Origin of the sequence: Microcoleus sp. BM001215392 (genome assembly GCF_036700185.1) — a bacterium.
GTDB lineage: Bacteria > Cyanobacteriota > Cyanobacteriia > Cyanobacteriales > Microcoleaceae > Microcoleus.
The window spans coordinates 1-18,382 of record NZ_JAUBOJ010000105.1 but is presented as its reverse complement, the minus strand read 5'-3'; the positions used below and the strand labels follow the sequence as shown (position 1 = coordinate 18,382).

Here is an 18,382-nt window from a genome sequence, read left to right as displayed (position 1 = left end):
TCCCCCCTAACCCCCCTTAATAAGGGGGGGACAAGAGATATTCTCCAAGTCTCCCTCAATGGGGGGGGGACAACAGATATTCTCAAAGTCCCCCGAATTCAGGGGGATTTAGGGGGATCGAGACTGGACAACCAGCGACATTTGTTATCGGTTCCAGTCTTAAATAGTCACCAATCGGATGAGGTGAGTCTAACTGCGGAGGATTTACCGAAATCCGATGAGCTCGCAGGTGCGGCGCAGCTATCGGGTAGGGAAGCGCCCTCTGTTAAGTCAGATCGCCATAAAGATTTTACATCTGTGTTACCAACTCCCGGGACGATCGCCACGAAAGCCGAAATCCCCGAAGCAGTCAACCGCAACGCGCAACAGCTAGGCGGTACTGCACAAATCAGTCAAGTGCCAAATCCTGAGGGCGTTTATGTCGCCGAGGTAAAAATTCGCTTTGTCAATTCCAAAGGCGAAGCTGTCGATCGAAAGGGGAATCCGATTAAAGGCAGAGTTTCGGAAGATTTTATCCGAGGCGAGCTCAAACTCAAGGCGGGGGATAATTACAGCCCGGAAGTTGTACGACTAGACTTACAACAGTTGCAGCAGTTGGGATTGTTTGACAAGGTGACGGTTTCTACTGAAGCAGCGGGGACGGATATTAATGTAATTTACAATGTCGAAGAGCGATCGGCTCGTTCTGTTGGGGCGAGTGTTACTCTGAGTGATGATGTTGGTGTTGCTGTTCCTCTTTCCTATGTCGATCGCACTTTTGGGACAAACCCGCAGCGGCTGTCGCTGGAAATTGCGCCGAGTCTCCGAGGTATCGAGTACGATGTCCAGTTTGTCAGCCCTTACGTTGCCGCCGATGACCGTTTGGGATACAGTGTGAGAGCTTTTGGCGATCGCAGAATTTCGGAAATTTTCAACAAAGATATTAATTTGCCCAATGGCGATCGAGTTCGGGAAATTCGGATGGGGGGAAATCTCGCTGTTACGCGACCTTTGGGCGATTGGCGCGGAACTTTGGGACTCAATTATACCAATATCAGCACGCGCGATCGCAACTTAAATATTGCCCGCCGCGACGAACTGGGCAATCCTCTCACATTCAGCGGTGCGGGCGTTGACGAGTTATATACTGTTTCTTTTGGCGCAGTGCGCGATCGGCGAAACAATCCCTTCAACCCAACCAGCGGCTCGATTCTGCGCCTCAGCACCGAGCAGTCGATACCTCTCGGGCGCGGTAACATTGTGAGCAACCGTTTGTTGGCAAATTATATACATTACGTACCAGCAACTTTGCTGGGTATCAGCGAGTCGGAAACTTTGCCGGAAATGCTGGCTTTTAACTTGCAAGGTGGCACTGTAATCGGAGATTTGCCACCAACGGAAGCGTTTCGACTCGGCGGCCGCAATTCTGTGCGGGGTTACGACGGCGGGGAAATTGGTAGCGGGCGGAGTTATTTTTTGGCGAACGGCGAGTATCGGTTTCCGGTGGGGCAGGATGTAGGCGGCGTGCTGTTTATTGATTTTGCGTCGGATTTGGGGACGGGTAACAGCGTGTTGGGAAAGCCGGCTTCGGTGAGGAATAAACCTGGGACTGGCGCTGGTGTTGGTTTGGGTGTCAGGGTGCGATCGTCCTTGGGATTAATTCGCTTAGATGTGGGTGTTAGCGACGACGGCGACATCAAGTTTATACTCGGTACAAAGCAGCGATTTTAAACAAACGTTGTGTAACATATAGCACTCATTAGGTAAGTGAAATACCAAGAAACTAATTTGGAGTTCGGGCGGTACTCGATCGACCTGGAATCTGCTGTATAGTTGCTGACTATATAGCTGTTCTCAAAAGTTATTTTGGCGTCACCTAGGACTTGGATCTTGACATGAGATTTTTAGTTTGCCGTGGTAAAAAAACGGGATCTGGGCCATCAGTAGAATTACAAATAAAAACTGGCTGAAGAATTGGATTCTCGCGATCGAAATTAAAAATAATGTTAAGTTATGTAATGTCAAGATATCAGGAACATCTCATGGGTAACGTCCAAGCAACTTTTAGGGCTACCGAGAAAGCCTTTCATGTCGAGGGATATGAAAAGATTGACTTCAGCTTGCTATACGTGGATGGAGCCTTTGGACTTGAGAACTCTGAAATTGCAGAGAGCTACCGTCACTTCGGGCGCTGTTTAATGGTCGTAGACAAGACAGTCTACGGTTTGTACGGCCAGCAGATGCACGCTTATTTCCAGCATCACGAGATTGACTTAACAGTCTTTCCCGTAACAATCAAAGAGACTGATAAAACGCTACGGACTTTTGAGCGGATCGTTGATGCGTTTGCAGACTTTGGGCTGGTGCGCAAAGAGCCTGTTTTGGTCGTTGGCGGTGGTTTAACTACAGATGTGGCTGGCTTTGCCTGTTCCACCTACCGCCGCCGCACTAACTATATTCGAGTCCCCACGACGCTGATTGGGTTGATTGATGCGAGTGTTGCGATCAAAGTCGCTGTCAACCACGGTAAGTTAAAGAATCGATTGGGTGCTTATCACGCTTCTGGAAAGGTGATTTTAGACTTCTCCTTCTTGAAAACGCTGCCTGTGGATCAGGTGCGTAACGGGATGGCAGAGTTGATCAAGATTGCTGTCGTGGCCAACAGCGAAATTTTTGAGCTGTTAGAAAAGCACGGCGAAGCGCTTTTGCATACTCACTTTGGCTACTTGAACGGGACTGCTGAACTCCGCGAGGTGGCTCATAAGGTTACTTATGATGCGATTAACACTATGTTGGGGCTGGAAGTGCCTAACTTGCACGAGCTCGATCTCGATCGCGTAATTGCATACGGTCATACCTGGAGTCCTACCCTGGAACTAACGCCGGAGATTCCGATGTTCCACGGTCATAGTGTGAACATTGATATGGCATTCTCGGCGACTATTGCTCAGCACCGAGGCTATATTTCGATCCTCGATCGCGATCGCATTCTAGGATTAATGAGCCGCATCGGTTTGGCAATTGATAGCCCCTATCTCACCTCTGAATTGTTGTGGAAAGCCACAGAATCTATCAGTCGCACACGCGATGGTTTGGTGCGGGCAGCAGTTCCCAAGCCGATCGGCAGTTGTGTTTTCATGAACGATTTGACCCGGGCTGAGTTGGATGAAACCCTGGCAATCCACAAAGAAATCTGTCGTGGTTATGCTCGCGGTGGAGATGGTGAAGATATGTATATGTCGTTAGACACGGCTAGCGCTCCGATCGCAGCAGGGGCAAAAGCGTGACAGTAGCCCCTAGAGCTGTGACACCGCTAGGCATCCTGGCGGCACAACTTGAACATCTCACACAGCAAATAGAAGCGTTAGATAGCGTTGATGCAAATCTCAAGTCACAATTGCGACAAGCCTGTGAGTTAGCAAGTGGGTTAGATCCTTACATCAATAGCTGTACAACACCGGAGTCTCCGGCCTTGGCAGCCTTGGTTAAGCGCACCCAAGCAGAAAATTGGAGCAAGCGGTTTTCCGACAGTGAGACTGTACAACAGTTAGAGCAAGAAATGCTCTCCGGGCATCTCGAAGGTCAAACTCTCAAATTTTTTGTGCATTTAACTCGGGCGAAGCGAGTCTTAGAAATCGGTATGTTTACCGGCTACTCTGCCCTGGCTATGGCCGAAGCGCTACCCGATGATGGCGAAGTAGTTGCTTGTGAGGTAGATGCCTATGTTGCCGAGTTTGCTCAGCAATGTTTTAAAGAGTCTCCCCACGGCCACAAAATTTCGGTCAAGGTTGCTCCAGCGCTGTTGACTCTCAAACAGTTAGCCGCCGACAAAAGTCAGGTGTTCGATTTGGTCTTTATTGATGCCGACAAGGCTGGATATGTAGACTATTTGAACCTGTTGCTAGACACCAATCTGCTAGCACCTAATGCTTTGATTTGTGTAGACAATACCTTGATGCAGGGGCAGCCTTATCTATCAGGTGAGGCTACTGCTAACGGCCGCGCGATCGCCAAATTCAACCAAGCAGTTGTAGACGATCCTCGGATCGAGCAGGTGCTGCTTCCTGTGAGAGATGGACTCACGCTGATTCGCCGAGTTTAGGTGACATTCCTACACCGAGCAATCAAATAGGTTTGTAGTGAGGACTTCAGTCCTTCATGAATGCGGACTAAAGTCCTCACTACAAACACTCTTACTCGCTCTCAATTTTTGAAACTATCTGCGTCGATCTGTGTCGATCTGCCTTAAATCTGCGGTTTCGGGATCGATCGAAAATTTATGCAATGAGCCTAGGTAATTAAGAGGACTAAAGTCCTCACTACAAACCAATTTTATTCGGGGTGATCAAGAAAGGATGACGCAAAAAATATCGATCGCAGGGACGGGGCCTCAGCGTCAAATAATCGCAGGTAACGGGTGGCTGCAAAATTCAGTAAAAACAGTCGCAACTCTCAGTCTGCTGCTGTTAGTGCTGCCGCTGAATGTCGCTGTAACGACGATCGCCCTGCTGGCGGCAATTTTAGTTAAACCGTTTCAGTCTAGGACAGTCGCCGCCAATCCCAAAACAATTCTAGTCAGCGGTGGGAAGATGACCAAGGCCTTGCAGTTAGCGCGATCGTTCGATCGGGCTGGTCATCGGGTAATATTGGTAGAAGCACACAAATACTGGTTAACCGGGCATCGATTTTCTTGGGCAGTGGACAAGTTTTATACAGTACCGAATCCTCAATCTCCAGACTACATTAATGCACTCTTAGAAATTGTGCAAAAAGAAAGGGTAGATGTTTACGTACCCGTTTGTAGTCCAGTTGCCAGTTATTACGATGCTTTAGCTAAAAAAGCACTTTCGCCTCATTGCGAAATCATGCACGTCGATCCAGAAATGGTTCAGAAATTAGATGATAAATCTCAGTTTTCCGCGGTCGCAAAATCATTAGGTCTTTCTGTACCTGAGTCCTACTGCATCACAGGGCCGCAGCAGGTAGTAGACTTTGATTTTTCTGTGCAAGAGCGCAAATACATTATTAAGAGTATTCCCTACGACTCGGTGCGCCGATTAGACCTAACTAAACTACCGTGCAATACACCAGCAGAAACAGCGGCATTTGTCAAAGATTTGCCCATATCTCAAAGCAATCCTTGGATTATGCAAGCGTTTATTCCCGGACAAGAATACTGCACCCACAGCACAGTCCGCGATGGGGAACTGCGGCTGCATTGTTGTTGCAAGTCGTCAGCATTTCAGATTAATTATGAAATGGTGGAGCATCCAGAAATCGAAGCGTGGGTGAGACAGTTTGTGGGTGGTTTGAATTTAACTGGGCAAGTTTCCTTTGATTTCATTCAAGCCAATGATGATGGACGCATTTATGCGATCGAGTGCAACCCTCGCACTCATTCAGCGATCACCATGTTCTACAACCATCCCGATGTCGCAAAAGCTTATTTAGAAACTGAGCCTTTGTCTGAGGTAATTCAACCGTTGAAATCTAGTCGCCCAACCTATTGGATTTACCATGAAATTTGGCGATTGGTGACGCATTTGTGGTCTCCGGTTGAGACTTGGCGCAGGTTGCAAATCATTGGTAGCGGCAAAGATGCGATTTTTGAATGGTTCGATCCACTCCCATTTTTGATGGTTCATCACTGGCAAATACCGTTGTTGTTGCTGGGAAATTTGCGGCAGTTAAAAGGCTGGATTCGGATTGATTTTAATATCGGTAAGCTTGTCGAATTGGCGGGAGATTAATTATGTCGGTATTGCGTGTTTTGCATTTGGTGGGGTCTGCGGTTGATGATTTTTACTGCGATTTATCGCGGCTTTATGCCGAAAATTGTCTGGAATTCACCGCCAATGCAGCACTTTACGAATTTCATATTGCTTGCGTTTCGCCCGATCGCCAGTGGCGGTTTCCGAAATCTCTGAGTCGCGAGGATCTCGCCCTAGCCAACCCCTTGTCCTTGGCTGAAGCAGTGCAGGTTTTGACAGAACTCAAGATTGATGTAATGTTACCACAAATGTTTTGCCTTCCGGGCATGACATACTATCGAGGTTTGTTTGATTTGTTGAACATTCCCTACGTCGGTAACACTTCCGATGTGATGGCGCTGACTGCTAACAAAGCGAAAGCAAAAGCGGTGGTGGCGGCAGCAGGTGTAAGCGTACCGAAAGGAGAATTGCTGTGTGCGGGAGATACTCCCACAATTGCTACTCCCGCAGTGCTCAAGCCTGTGGATGCAGATAATTCTTTGGGGGTAGTCTTGGTGAAAAATCCCTCTGATTATAACTCTGCTTTGAAGACAGCATTTGGTTATTCAGATCGGGTATTGGTAGAATCATTTATTGAACTCGGCAGAGAAGTCAGATGTGGCATTATTGTTCAGGATGGTCAGCTTGTGTGCTTACCGCTAGAAGAGTATCTGATGGACAAGGATGAACGGCCGATTCGGAGTTATGAAGATAAGCTCAAACGAGATGAAACTGGTGACTTGACGATGGTTGCTAAGGATAATCACAAATCATGGATAGTCGATCCAAGCGATCCAATTACAGAGAGGGTTTGGGAGGCTGCTAAAAAATGTCATGTAGCCTTGGGCTGTCAGCATTACAGTCTCTTTGATTTCCGCATCGATCCCAGCGGTAAACCTTGGTTTTTGGAAGCAGGACTGTATTGCTCTTTTGCTAAAACAAGCGTGATTTCGGCGATGGCGAAAACATCGGGGATTTCTTTGGATACGCTGTTTCAAACAATGTTAAATAACGCACTTTGACAGTTGGTAACATTAATTCCGGTTGTACCGGAACGATATAGAGGAGACGACAGTGCAGTTTCCCTAGCACGATTAATTGTAGGGACAGGGCATTGCCGTGGGGTGCATTTCTATTTTGCAAGGGCTCTCGCATTTCGGCAGATAATTTATTAGTGAGAACCAGAGATTTACTGCCGAAATGCTTCGCCCCTACGAATATATTTGCATTCATTGAGATGTACCCCTGCTGTTTCCTGATTGTAGGTAACATTAATTCCCGATGCTACCGGAATTAATATAACCGCTATATGTATCAGTTAAACCACAGTCTTAAACAGGTTTTGGGCAACAAAATTACCCACCGCCAAACCAGTTGGTAGCGCATCATCAACCGTCGCCTCGCGCACGTGAATGCCGCCGTAAACCCGACCGATCGCATCATCGTAAGCAGCATCGTAAAAACTGTTGTAAGTGCGCGTTACACCGGGCATTTCTTGGGAAACTGCCGTAAACGAGTAGTTTTCACCAAAAAAGTTCGTCATCACTCCCGCAAATGCACCGCCAAAAGTCGAATGTCCAGAAATGTAATCTGGGAATGGGGGCGTGGGATTGAGAAGGGGTTCCCATTCCGGATCGGTTACGGTTCCTGAAATACCATTTTTAGCTGCAAACCCGCCGGTAATCACGTCATCAGGGCGCGGTTGAATTACTTTTCCGTTGTATTTGGCATCCCAGGCCACGATCGCAGCATCGGCTAAAGCGACGTTCAACTCAGCAAACAAGCGGGCATTTTCGGAGATGGATGTTTCCTCGCGCATGGCGACTTCTTCGGCAATTTGGTTTAATTGTCCGTAGGGTCGGAAAGTGTCGGGGCGATCGTCCGCCCAGAAAATAGCGATTTCGGTTTGGTCGGGAGTCCGGGTTACGGTGGTGTTTGCGGTACTGTTTTTGCCGCCAAACTGTCGAACTTCTTCTAAGTCTTGCACGAAGCGATCGGTTCCGGGTACGCCATCTAAGCCGTTTGGCGCAAATGCTGCGGTGTTGGGAATTGCAAAGGGCTTAACTTTCCCCCAGTTGGCGCCGAGTACCGCGCCTTTGTTGGGGCCTTCTGTTTTCGGCCGCCAAACGTAATCGCCGGCTGGGGGAACATAAGGGGCGTTGTTGCTGGAACCGTCGTTAGCGCGCGAGGCGAGGATGGTGTCGGCTACGAAGTTCCCAAAGGCGACGCCAGCGGCTTCTGCTTGTGGCGTGTCGTTGATTTCTGCTAAGGATAGGGCGAGTTGTCGATCGAATAATGCTTTTTGATTTGGTAGCAGCGTCACTAACGCTTTGTGGGCTGCGCCTGCGGCTGCTGCTTCTTGAGATGCGCCGACAGGGGCGGGCGTGTTGACAGCGTAGGAGTTGTGCGTGCGATCGAACGCATTGACTGTATCGTAAACCGAGAGCGAGGTAATCGCCAGCAACCGCGATCCTAGAGTAGGCGGCACGCCGCGCCCCGCTTTCCCTTCAGCTTGGATCGCATTTAAAGCGGTGGCGTTCCAGTCGATGACTACATCGCTTCCGGGTGCAGAAATTAGTTGCGAGATTTGTTTGGTGCCGTTATTTTGAGCGATTTCGGCAATTAGATTGCAAGCCCCAGGAGCTCCAACGGAGGTATTGTTGGCATAGTTCAATTTAACTTTTGTGGATTGTCCCGGTTGCAAGTTGACTTGTTGGACGGTGGAGGTAAGCAAGCAATCGTTGACTAATTTGCCGTCGGAGGCGCGATCGATCGCGTCGTCTGTAGAAGCGTAGAGTTTGACGGTGACGGGGCCTGTGATGGGTGTGGAGCCTTGATTTGTCAGGGTTACATTAACTTTAGCGCGATCGCCCATGTCAATAGTTTTGGGTAAATCGATCTTGCTAAATTTAGCTCCTAAATCCCCCTGGGAGGGAAGTAAATTTTCAGCAGTTAGTATATTTAGAGCTTCCAGATTCATCGAGGTCACCTTCTTTAAAGTTTAAAGCTTTTTCGGGTTTTACCAAGTTATCCGACTATGTAGCCATTCTACCAGTTCTTATCTCAATCTTTATAAAAACTTACCTATTCATTCATTGCTTTGTTGAATCTTGATAAATCTGTTAAAGATTCACTATTACTGAGTGACTGCACATAACTTGCTTTACAAAACTTGACTTTTCCTATTTATTTAAAAGTAGGTAAAAAATATACATAACATAAATTAACAAACACCAAAAAAAGTTTTTTACCTACTTTTATATTCCCTAAAACAGTTATTCAGTAAGGACACCAGCATCCTATAGAGTTGCGAGCGGACTGTACGGGAGGTAAAACGAGAGTGACAAATAGATATCCTAGATTGCTGTGCGATCGCGCTGCGGACATATATCTTAAAAATGCAGTGCGTTTTGGCCAGTGGCGGCGATCGCCCTGAAAATGTTGAGAGGCTCGGACGAAGCCTTGGATCTAGCCGACAAGTTGGGGGAGCTATAATTTTTGTACTAGACAAAGCTGATTATTGACCATGGACATCGATCCGAACTCCAACACTCCTCAAGATAACTACAAGCTGTTGACAAATCTTGTGGTTCCCCGTCCGATCGCTTGGGTAATCAATCTCGCACCTTTTAGCTTTTTTAACGTCGTGGGTTCTGACCCCTTATACCTAATCGTAAGTATCGGAAATAAAGATGATGGCACCCTGAAGGATACAGGAAAAAATATCAGTTCAAGTAGTGAGTTTTTGGTAAATTTGGTCACAGAAGATTTGTTAGCTGCAATGAATATTTCTGCGGCAAACTTCCCGAAAGCAGAAAGCGAACTCGCAGCGGCTGGTTTGCATTCGGCGCCATCGCAGCGGGTTAAGGTTCCTCGCGTAGCTGAAGCCAGAGCCAGTTTGGAATGCGTGCTTCACAGTCAACAACCGTTAGGAATTTACACGCTATTTATTGGGGAAGTTGTGATGTTTCATATTGACGATCGCCTGCTGGGCGATCGCCTGCATATCCTCGGCTTCGATGCGATCGGCAGACTAGGCTCTGGGTCTTATTATTGCCGTACCACAGATCGCTTCGATCTGCCGCGCCTGACCTACGAGCAGTTGCAGAAAGATGATACCGAACTTCCCAACATATCTCAATAATTGGCATGAAATTGCCGTAGCGGAGTGAAAGAAAAAAGCGGGTTGGTGTGGCGCTAAAAATTTGTAGCCAGCTTGTTTCAAGGTTAACGATTTGATCGAACGCTGTATTTGTGATTGCCTTAAGTAGTTGAGGTGATGGTTTTTAGCATATTTAAATAAACCGAACATTCCCTCTACCTTTTTGTTGATGAGGTCAATTTTTGTGATAGCTTGCACCCAAGGTGCGATCGTACTTTGATAGCTGGTAGCCGGTCGCGGCTCAGTTAACCCCTAGCACCGCCCTGTCTGCGACTCCAGCAGACAGGGCGCTGACTTTACCGGAAATTCAACGAGTTGCGGATGCGCCCGTTGTAATCGACTTTAATCCTTCCATCTTGGGAAACAGTCACAACCGTCTCTACTGTATAGACAGAGGAACCGGGCTTGTAACCTTGAAAGGTAAATGTCCAAGTACCGTCGCCATTTTCTACAAAAGGCGATTCGGCGGAAGCACCGTGCATCGATGCTTCGGCTCGATATTGTCCCAAGCCTCCGTTAGCATTTTCTGCTGCTTGACGGGCTAAGTTTTTGGCTCGATTCAGTTCGATGTTATTGGAAGTAACTGTAATATCTGTGAATTCACTTTGAGAAGAGCGAAGGGGATTGCTAAAGGCGGGGGAGACTCCCACGGCTAAGGTTGAGAGTGCTAGCAAACAAGCAATTCGGGCGGTTAGTTTCATCATACAAACTCATTTATAGTTTGTAAACTTTACGGGACTTGTGCTAACATACCCGGAAGAGTTAAAAATTGTCTGAATAGCCTCGAAGTTAGAGGTTTTTATTGGTTCGATCGTTCGGACTTCAGTCCGCATCCAAATCCGAGGACTGAAGTCCGAACGATCGAACCTATTTTAGGGTGAATTAATTAATTAATTTTTGATTTTAACTTTGGACTCGGCGGGTGTTTCGCCGTCGTTCAAATATCGGTAACTCATCTTAGAAATATCCCGAATCAATGTTTGAGCGGGTTTCTCGGTTTCCGGCGGATGCTTCACCATCACTGCGACTAAATAACGCTTGCCGTTGGGCAAATCTACCATCCCCGCATCGGCTAGCATTGTATTAATGTTGCCAGTTTTGTGAGCAATCACTGCTCCTTCGCCCAAGCCTCTCGGTAGCAAAGTATCGTTTTTGGTTTGGCGCATGATTTGCAAAATTCGATCGCGCGATTTGACAGAAACCAAATTTCCGCGATCGACTTGAGCTATAATATTGATCAAATCCTTGGGGCTGGTAGTATTCGTTCCCTCCAAATCCGGCAACTTATTGCGCAGCACCGTCCCCCTCAAACCCCAGTTGATAAAATGCTGGTTCAAAACCTCAGCACCTCCCAACAACTCAACCATCATATTTGTCGCCGTATTGTCGCTGACAACAATCATCTTTTTCGCAACTTCCAAAGCCGAATATTTCTGACCCGGTGCATCGTCTTGCATATCCCCAGAACCGCCGACAATATGTTCTGGTTTCAGCGTCAGCATCTGATCTAACTGGATTTTGCCTTCATCTACTGCTTGGAAAAAAGCTACTAAAATCGGTACTTTAATCGTGCTCGCCGAAGCAAAAGCAGCATCGCCGTTAAAATTTAGGTAGCTTCCTGTATCTAAATCAACTACAAATATTCCTGCTGTTAAAGTTGGATTTTCTGTTGCTATCACCTGAACTTGCGTTTTTAAAGCTGCTAATTCTTGATTCAATTGCAGGGCTTCTGGCGCCGCTGGGGCTGCAACTGCGCTGTCGGCTGGGTTTTTCTCTGCGGGCGTTTCTTGTGTCGCTACACTCGATCGACTCACAGCATTCACCACTGACAGCAGCGTACCGCAAATCACCGCCATCCCAACTCCCAAAATCAGCAACCGAGTAGCGTATACCAACGGCGGCACGTTCCGAGCCGCAGAACGTTTGCCCGGTCTCTGGCTTCCTTGGGGGCGCGGTTTCGGCACCGGGGCTTTTTTGACATTTGGAGGCGTTATCGGGTCTGGAATGCTTTCTGCTAGGGCGCTGGCTCGACTTTTGCGGGGTGGGGGGGCAGTATTCGTTTCGGGCTCGCCAATGGGATTGCTAGGGGGATTGCTGACAGGGGAATTCGGTTCGGGAAACTCGAACATATCCACAGCAGCGAGGCCTTTTTTGCGAGGTTTGCGGCTCTTGGCCTCGCCAATTTTGGTGGTTTTAGCGGTTTTGGGTTTTCTGGGATTAATGGCTGATTGGGGATTGGACAAAAAGTCTTGCGCGCTCACTTCTGCGGGGGTAGGTGCGGGAGATTTGGCTCTACTTCTGCTGCGGGTTGTTTGCGGTGCGAAAGTCGCAGTTTCTGATGTGGGAATTTCAGAATTGCTGTTTTGCGGTTGGGGAGGGCGGCGACGGCTGGATTTGCCAGACTCGCTTGCTGTGCCGGATTGAGGCGGCTGTGCGCTGGAGTTGGCAGAGGCTATCGAGGACATAACCGATAATATCGATCGTTTGGGAAACCGCTCTGCCACGTCTTACTCCTTCTGCACTGTAAATTTCAAGTTTAAGATTTTTTAGCTTAACAGCCAATGGATTTGAGATTTGAGATTTGGAAGTTACCGGAAATCTGGGTCGAAAGTGCGGGTTGGGGATGACGATCGCACTTTATGTCAAGAATACCCATTAAATCAGCAAATTTATCTCTAAACAATCTGCGATCGGCAATCTGAAAATCTCAAATTGCTACTACTCTGACTGAATGTCGCCCGGATTTTCCGGCAACGCCCCATCCAGAGTATCAGAAACTGGCGATCGCGGATAACTTTTTATTGCCCATTCTGTTTGACGAATTACGCCCCGCAGCATGGCGACTTCATCCACCGTGGGATACGCACGATTGTACAAACGCCGAAATTTTTCCATCCGGCTTGCTGCTGTGTGCGGCTGCAAATATCCAATTTTCAGCAGCAGCCCTTCTAGTTGCTGGTAGTATCCCTCCAAATTTTCCAACGGAGCACTGTTGGGGAGAGAGGGAGATTGGGAGAGGGGGAGAGTGGGAGATTGGGAAAATATTCCCTCGGACTTTTTCGTTTTCCGGGTGACATACGTGACATCCGTGACATCCGTGACATCCGTTACATCCCCTAAAAAATCCGTTGCCGAACCTTCTTCCCGATACAACTCATAGCAGCAAATAGCTACAGCTTGGGCGAGATTTAAGGAAGTGTAAGCATCGCTGCTCTTAATCCGAATCAAGCGCTGGGCGCGGTTTAATTCGGCGTTAGTCAATCCACAATCTTCTCGACCAAAAATTAGAGCGCTGGGGGCTTCTAGCAACCAAGGTAAAGCATCTGCGGGTGCTTCTAGCGGCATGGGGTGCGATCGACCATCATCTCCTGTAGTTGCGATCGCCCTGACACATCCTACCAAAGCAGCCGGCAAACTCTCAACTACTGTCGCCGTTTCTAGTATTGAGGCGGCGCGCACAGCCATCAACCGGGCTTCTTCCCCTAAATAATCGCACTGGGGATTCACCAAAATTAATTGGTGCAAACCCATATTTTTCATCACGCGGGCCACAGAGCCCACATTTAAGGGCCCTGCGGGTTCGACTAAGACGATTCGGATGTTGGCTGATGCCGTTGCGATCATTTAATTTTGTAATTGGGCATTGGCTTGCGCAGGGCATTGGTCATAGGGCATTGGTCATAGGCTTGCGCAGGGCATTGGTAATTGGTAATTGACTATTAGAAAAATCACTAACAAGTAACCATTCCCGATGCCCGATGCCCGATGCCCTGCGCAAGCCGATTCCCGATTCCCGATTCCCCATTACCTCACCTAATTTAGAAAGGCTATAGTTAATCTACTACTGTCAAAATTAGCATGGCAAAGCAACGATTGAAGTCCGATTTACCGACTAAGATGTGTCCGGTGTGCGATCGACCTTTTACTTGGCGCAAAAAATGGGCTGACTGCTGGGATGAAGTCAAATACTGCTCGGATCGCTGTCGCCGCCGCCGCAATAGCACAGAAAATTAAGAATGTCTTGCCATTTGCCAAACTGAGGCTAAGATTGCAAAGGAAAAATTTCACGGTTAGAAGTATGGCATCGCAACAGGTGCAACCAAAGCTAGTTATTCACGGCGGTGCCGGTAGTTGTCTGCAAAGCAAGGGCGGAATTGAAGCGGTGCGGAAGTCGCTTTACGATGTTTTGGAGGCAGTGTATCCGCTGCTGAAAAATGGCGCAAGTGCCGTAGATGCAGTAGTGCAGGGCTGTCGGTTGTTGGAAGATGACCCGCGATTTAATGCGGGTACGGGTTCTGTGGTACAGTCGGACGGGCAAATTCGGATGAGTGCTTCGCTGATGGACGGTTTGGCGCAGCGTTTCAGCGGCACGATTAATGTGGCTCGCGTTCAAAATCCGATCGAACTTGCTCAATTTTTGCAGACTTCGGACGATCGCGTACTCTCAGATTACGGTGCGGCAGAATTGCTGCGAGAACTTCAGTTGCCGATTTACGATCCGATGACGGATTTGCGCTTGCACGAGTGGATGCAGGAACGCCAAGGCAATTTTAACAAAGCAATGGCTAATGTGGTCGCGGAACCTGCGGGTGTTGGCACCATCGGAGTTGTAGCTTTGGATACTCAGGGACGCTTGGCTGCGGGAACTTCGACTGGCGGCAAGGGTTTTGAGCGCATCGGGCGGGTTAGCGACTCAGCAATGCCGGCGGGAAATTACGCGACTGGGAATGCGGCGGTGAGCTGTACTGGTATCGGCGAGCACATCATGGATGAGTGTTTGGCGGCGCGAATTGTGATTCGGGTAACGGATGGTTTGAGTTTGAAAGCTGCTTTTGAGCGTTCTTTTGCGGAAGCTGACGATCGCAAACGAGATTTTGGTGCGATCGGGATTGATGCTAATGGTGCGATCGCGATCGGCAAAACTAGCGAGATCATTCTCGGTGCTTTTCACAACGGTACGGAAATGGGCGATACTTTGGAAGCAAACAAGGGAACGTTAGTTTTTGTTGCTTAGAAAAGACGTTTGATTTTCGGCTACAAAAATCAGGACACAGCCACCAAAATTAGGACACAGCAGTGCTGTGTCCTACAGAATAAACAATATGTGATTATTTTGCAGGGTATGATGTAAATATAGCTTCGATAGATTTTGTGCGCAGTTTTAAATTTCAATGACTAATTCAGGATCGAAGCAATCATTTGGTTCATCGGGATATCCGCGAGGATTACAAATTACTCGCGTTGAAGCAATTTTATAATCGAGTTGGTTGTGTATGTGACCGTGAACCCATAGCTTAGCACCAGATTTTGCCACAAAACCGTCAAGATTTGAGGCATAGGCAGCACTCAAGATATCTTTTTCATCTGCCGCAGGTATCGATTTTTTACTTGGTGCGTGGTGTGTGATAATTACAGTTTTACTCAACTTATTCTCTTCTAAAGCTTTTGTTAGCCAACAAAGAGATTTTCTGTGAATAATAGTGGTGTGAATTGATTTGAATTTGGAGTAGCTAGGGCTGAGGCGTATTTTTTTATAATCGGTCATTCTTTGGCTAGCTTCAAGGCCAGCGTAACTGGCATTACCAAAAAGCTCGTAATCCGTCCACAAAGTACACCCAAAAAAGACTACATCTTTGATAGAGACTAAATCATTTTCCAACAAATGAATATTTGTGTCTTTGCAAATGTCTTTAAGTTTAGTTATAAGTTTAGGATACGCATTTCCGTAATATTCGTGATTGCCCAAAACATAAATAACTGGTTTATGTTGGATATTATTAAGAACCCAAATAACTCCTTTATCTCCAACATGGATGTCTCCGGCTAATATGATAACATCCGAATCTGTTTCTGTAATATCAAAAGGTTGAAATTCAATATGAATGTCGCTTAAAATTTGAATTTTCATGACTGGATGGGAACTTTGTTTGCAATTCGTATCGTGCTGATGAACGCACCTTGCTCTGATATTTAATCAGTAATTTATTAAATTCGCAACTGCCAAAGTTTAACTGTACCATTATCGCTACCGCTAACCAGAGTTTCGCCCAATTGTCCGATCGCCACCGCCGACACCGGGCCAGAATGTCCCTCCAAAGCGTGCAGCAATTCGCCGCGCAAATTCCAAAGCCTAACAGTACCGTCAAAACAGCCCACAGCAAAATATTTCCCGTCGGGGCTAATGGCGGCGGCGGAAGTGATGCGAATTCCAGTTTGCACCGAATGCAATAATTCGCCTGTTTCCAAATCCCACAGGGCGATCGTTTTGTTGCCGTGACTGACAAGAGTTTGGCTGTCTGGAGTAATTGCGACATAATTTTCGCTACCAAATGTTCGCCGCACTTCTCCCCCCGGTAGTTCCCACAAAGTGACGGTAGCGCGACAGAAACCGCTGGCTGCATTCAGCCCGCTAGCTATTAACATTTTGCCGTTGGGACTCAGGGCGATCGCACTTATGTCATCTCCTTGATAGCCTTTCAAAACTTGCAGCAGTTGGCCGCTGTTGAGGTGTTGCAGCTTGACAGTGCCGCAGGTGGTGCCGATCGCCAAAATTTGCCAGTCGGGACTTACAGCCACAGATTCGTGGCGGTGTACGTCTGCTAAACGTTTCATCTGTTCCCCGTTTTGCAGGTTCCACAGTTTGACTGTACCCGCGCGCGATCGCGTCAGCAGCGTTTTGCTAGCGGGGCTGAAAGCAACTAGCAACACGGCGGTTTAATGTCCGCAAATAGTCCGCAGCAGTTCCCCGCTGTGCAAACTCCAAACTTTCACTGTACTGTCGTGGGAACCGGTTGCTAGTAATTGTCCGTCGGGACTGATCGCAGCCGAGAGAATGCTGTCTGAATGGTGGAGAGTGGTTTTTAAGACTGCGCCGGATGAGGTTTTCGGTTGTTTTTTATACCCGGCTATTACCAGCCAGTCGATCGCGTCTCTCCAATTTTTGAGTGCATTTCGGGGGCGATTTGTCAATATTTCTATGTATCGGTACAAGGTTTTGGATAAGTCAACCTCTACACCCTTGATTTGTTTGTTCAAAAGTACCGCCATCTCAGCGGGGCTGTAACCGCACAGCAAGCCGCACAAGTGCCTTTTTTCCACGGGTGTCAGCCCTCTTCGGGTGTGGGGCGCGAATTCTAGTTTGGCATTGGCTAAGTCGCTGTAAAGCTTTTCGATGTCCCAGTCGTAGGTAGCCCGTGTAAAAGGTTCTTCGGGTCGATCGAGGTTTGAGGGTGTCATTTGTGGCAATCGCGATCGAGTTCCTAGTCAAAATCCTAACCAAAATCCTAACATTCGCTGTGCGCGATCGGACTGCTTTCACCACTAATCTATTTTTAACACAGCAAACAGCCAAAAGAGCTTTCGGTTAAAAATGCCTTTTAATCCTAACCTTGACAGTTTGCCAAACAACTATACATCAAGCGGAGAAATAGAAAATGTCTGGAATTGCGATCGGCTTATTTTTTGGTCTGGGTTTTCTTTTAAGTATTGTTGGTTCTATATGGGGATTGGTTCAAGCTTTCCAAGAGGACGTTGTTTGGGGTGTGCTTTACCTGGTTGTCCCATCGGCTGGATTCGTTTTTTATGCAAAAAAATGGAGCAACCTCAAAATCAGAAAAACCTTTTTAATTCAATGTGCTGGATGGTTCATGTTTTTATTAGGAGGGATTACTACAGCAATTTTTGCACCCGCACCCTCACCTAATGTAGATCGGAGTTTTAACGAGCAATCGCCCTCTGCTTTTCCTTCGGATTTCAACACTTCTCCATCACCTAAGCTATCGCCTGCTCCCAAACCCAAACCATCTCCTTAAGTTTCCGCAGCACCTAGCGCCGAGCCTAATTCTGTGCTTGTTGCTGCTCAACCATCTGACTTACTTGAAGCAATCGATTTGGAAAACAACTATACATCAAAAGGAGAAATAGAAAATGTCTGAAATTGCGATCGCCTTATTTTTTGGTCTGGGTTTTCTTTTAGCTACTGTTGGCTATATATGGGGATTAATTCAAGCTTTTCAAGAAGAAGTAGTTTGGGGATTACTTTACTGGTTTATTCCATTTGCTTCCTTAATTTTTTACATTAAAAAATGGAGCAATCATAAAATCAGAAAAACACTTTTGATTCAACTAGCTGCATGGCCAATGTTTTTATTAGGAGGCATTATTACTGTGGTAAGTTATGGCGCAGAGTTTGCAAAATTGGCTCAGTCGGGAACCATAACCGTAAACCAAGGAGCTAGCGAGCAATCGCCCTCTTCTTTTCCTTCAGATTTCAGTATTTCTTCATCACCAACTCCAGAGCAATCTCCTAGTTCTGAGTCATCCCCTAAACCTTCGCCAGCACCTATTTCTGAGCCTAGCTTTGGTACCGTTGGCGGTCAACAAGGTGACTTTAAGCAATTAATGAAGCTCGGTTATGTCTACTACGGACAGGGAGAATATCAAACAGCTTTAATCAATTTTAACAGAGCTTTGCAGGTACGCCCGGGCAATG

General features: G+C 47.3%; 17 protein-coding genes. 10 read left to right on the top strand and 7 right to left on the bottom strand.

Annotation, left to right across the window (positions count from 1 at the left end):
* The 5 genes from QT974_RS13720 to QT974_RS13700 all read left to right on the top strand — a co-directional run.
* Positions 1–1,710, top strand: a 1,710-nt coding sequence (locus QT974_RS13720; RefSeq protein ID WP_333469026.1) for a BamA/TamA family outer membrane protein, incomplete at its 5' end; no start/stop codon positions are given.
* Between the two features lie 272 nt (positions 1,711–1,982).
* On the top strand, positions 1,983–3,266 hold the full coding sequence (locus QT974_RS13715; protein WP_333469025.1) for a sedoheptulose 7-phosphate cyclase: 1,284 nt from the start codon (positions 1,983–1,985) through the stop codon (positions 3,264–3,266).
* Complete coding sequence (locus QT974_RS13710; protein ID WP_333469024.1) at positions 3,263–4,081, top strand: O-methyltransferase; 819 nt, start codon at positions 3,263–3,265, stop codon at positions 4,079–4,081. The genes QT974_RS13715 and QT974_RS13710 overlap by 4 nt, the downstream gene beginning before the upstream one ends.
* Before the next feature lie 253 nt (positions 4,082–4,334).
* Complete coding sequence (locus QT974_RS13705; RefSeq protein ID WP_333469023.1) at positions 4,335–5,729, top strand: ATP-grasp domain-containing protein; 1,395 nt, start codon at positions 4,335–4,337, stop codon at positions 5,727–5,729.
* Positions 5,730–5,731: 2 nt separating this feature from the next.
* Complete coding sequence (locus QT974_RS13700; protein ID WP_333469022.1) at positions 5,732–6,751, top strand: D-alanine--D-alanine ligase family protein; 1,020 nt, start codon at positions 5,732–5,734, stop codon at positions 6,749–6,751.
* 296 nt (positions 6,752–7,047) lie between these two features.
* On the opposite strand, the gene QT974_RS13695 is transcribed toward QT974_RS13700, so the two are convergent.
* A complete protein-coding gene (locus QT974_RS13695; protein ID WP_333469021.1) occupies positions 7,048–8,709 on the bottom strand; it encodes a vanadium-dependent haloperoxidase in 1,662 nt (553 codons plus the stop codon).
* A gap of 546 nt (positions 8,710–9,255) precedes the next feature.
* Between QT974_RS13695 and QT974_RS13690 the strand changes: the two genes are divergently transcribed.
* A complete protein-coding gene (locus QT974_RS13690; RefSeq protein WP_333469020.1) occupies positions 9,256–9,873 on the top strand; it encodes a flavin reductase family protein in 618 nt (205 codons plus the stop codon).
* Between the two features lie 314 nt (positions 9,874–10,187).
* On the opposite strand, the gene QT974_RS13685 is transcribed toward QT974_RS13690, so the two are convergent.
* The 3 genes from QT974_RS13685 to QT974_RS13675 form a co-directional block, all read right to left on the bottom strand.
* On the bottom strand, positions 10,188–10,595 hold the full coding sequence (locus QT974_RS13685; RefSeq protein ID WP_333469019.1) for a hypothetical protein: 408 nt from the start codon (positions 10,593–10,595) through the stop codon (positions 10,188–10,190).
* 186 nt (positions 10,596–10,781) lie between these two features.
* A complete protein-coding gene (locus tag QT974_RS13680; protein ID WP_333469018.1) occupies positions 10,782–12,356 on the bottom strand; it encodes a serine hydrolase in 1,575 nt (524 codons plus the stop codon).
* A gap of 253 nt (positions 12,357–12,609) precedes the next feature.
* Complete coding sequence (locus QT974_RS13675; protein ID WP_333469017.1) at positions 12,610–13,515, bottom strand: RNA methyltransferase; 906 nt, start codon at positions 13,513–13,515, stop codon at positions 12,610–12,612.
* A gap of 234 nt (positions 13,516–13,749) precedes the next feature.
* On the opposite strand from QT974_RS13675, the gene QT974_RS13670 reads away from it, so the two are divergent.
* Together QT974_RS13670 and QT974_RS13665 are read left to right on the top strand one after the other, a co-directional pair.
* A complete protein-coding gene (locus QT974_RS13670; protein WP_265237541.1) occupies positions 13,750–13,905 on the top strand; it encodes a DUF2256 domain-containing protein in 156 nt (51 codons plus the stop codon).
* A 64-nt stretch (positions 13,906–13,969) separates the two neighbouring features.
* Entirely contained in the window at positions 13,970–14,905 is a 936-nt protein-coding gene (locus tag QT974_RS13665; protein ID WP_333469016.1) for an isoaspartyl peptidase/L-asparaginase, read from the top strand.
* A gap of 147 nt (positions 14,906–15,052) precedes the next feature.
* Here the strand turns inward: QT974_RS13665 and QT974_RS13660 are convergent, their stop codons facing one another.
* The 3 genes from QT974_RS13660 to QT974_RS13650 all read right to left on the bottom strand — a co-directional run bounded on the left by QT974_RS13660 (position 15,053) and on the right by QT974_RS13650 (position 17,127).
* Positions 15,053–15,799 carry a metallophosphoesterase gene (locus tag QT974_RS13660; protein ID WP_333469015.1) on the bottom strand — a complete coding sequence of 249 codons (747 nt, stop codon included), beginning with the start codon at positions 15,797–15,799 and terminating at the stop codon, positions 15,053–15,055.
* 77 nt (positions 15,800–15,876) lie between these two features.
* Entirely contained in the window at positions 15,877–16,599 is a 723-nt protein-coding gene (locus QT974_RS13655) for a WD40 repeat domain-containing protein (protein ID WP_333469014.1), read from the bottom strand.
* Positions 16,600–16,605: 6 nt separating this feature from the next.
* Positions 16,606–17,127, bottom strand: a complete 522-nt coding sequence (locus tag QT974_RS13650) for a WD40 repeat domain-containing protein (protein WP_333469013.1) — start codon at positions 17,125–17,127, stop codon at positions 16,606–16,608.
* Between the two features lie 197 nt (positions 17,128–17,324).
* Between QT974_RS13650 and QT974_RS13645 the strand changes: the two genes are divergently transcribed.
* Entirely contained in the window at positions 17,325–17,702 is a 378-nt protein-coding gene (locus QT974_RS13645) for a hypothetical protein (protein ID WP_333469012.1), read from the top strand.
* Between the two features lie 115 nt (positions 17,703–17,817).
* Positions 17,818–18,382 (top strand): tetratricopeptide repeat protein (locus QT974_RS13640; protein ID WP_333469011.1); only part of this gene is annotated, 565 nt, incomplete at its 3' end.

Coding starts and splice junctions, on each gene's coding strand:
- QT974_RS13680 (WP_333469018.1), bottom strand. CDS start 12,356: ATGTCCTCGATAGCCTCTGCCAACTCCAGCGCACAGCCGCCTCAATCC.
- QT974_RS13700 (WP_333469022.1), top strand. CDS start 5,732: ATGTCGGTATTGCGTGTTTTGCATTTGGTGGGGTCTGCGGTTGATGAT.
- QT974_RS13670 (WP_265237541.1), top strand. CDS start 13,750: ATGGCAAAGCAACGATTGAAGTCCGATTTACCGACTAAGATGTGTCCG.
- QT974_RS13645 (WP_333469012.1), top strand. CDS start 17,325: ATGTCTGGAATTGCGATCGGCTTATTTTTTGGTCTGGGTTTTCTTTTA.
- QT974_RS13675 (WP_333469017.1), bottom strand. CDS start 13,515: ATGATCGCAACGGCATCAGCCAACATCCGAATCGTCTTAGTCGAACCC.
- QT974_RS13705 (WP_333469023.1), top strand. CDS start 4,335: ATGACGCAAAAAATATCGATCGCAGGGACGGGGCCTCAGCGTCAAATA.
- QT974_RS13650 (WP_333469013.1), bottom strand. CDS start 17,127: ATGACACCCTCAAACCTCGATCGACCCGAAGAACCTTTTACACGGGCT.
- QT974_RS13715 (WP_333469025.1), top strand. CDS start 1,983: ATGTTAAGTTATGTAATGTCAAGATATCAGGAACATCTCATGGGTAAC.
- QT974_RS13660 (WP_333469015.1), bottom strand. CDS start 15,799: ATGAAAATTCAAATTTTAAGCGACATTCATATTGAATTTCAACCTTTT.
- QT974_RS13690 (WP_333469020.1), top strand. CDS start 9,256: ATGGACATCGATCCGAACTCCAACACTCCTCAAGATAACTACAAGCTG.
- QT974_RS13695 (WP_333469021.1), bottom strand. CDS start 8,709: ATGAATCTGGAAGCTCTAAATATACTAACTGCTGAAAATTTACTTCCC.
- QT974_RS13665 (WP_333469016.1), top strand. CDS start 13,970: ATGGCATCGCAACAGGTGCAACCAAAGCTAGTTATTCACGGCGGTGCC.
- QT974_RS13685 (WP_333469019.1), bottom strand. CDS start 10,595: ATGATGAAACTAACCGCCCGAATTGCTTGTTTGCTAGCACTCTCAACC.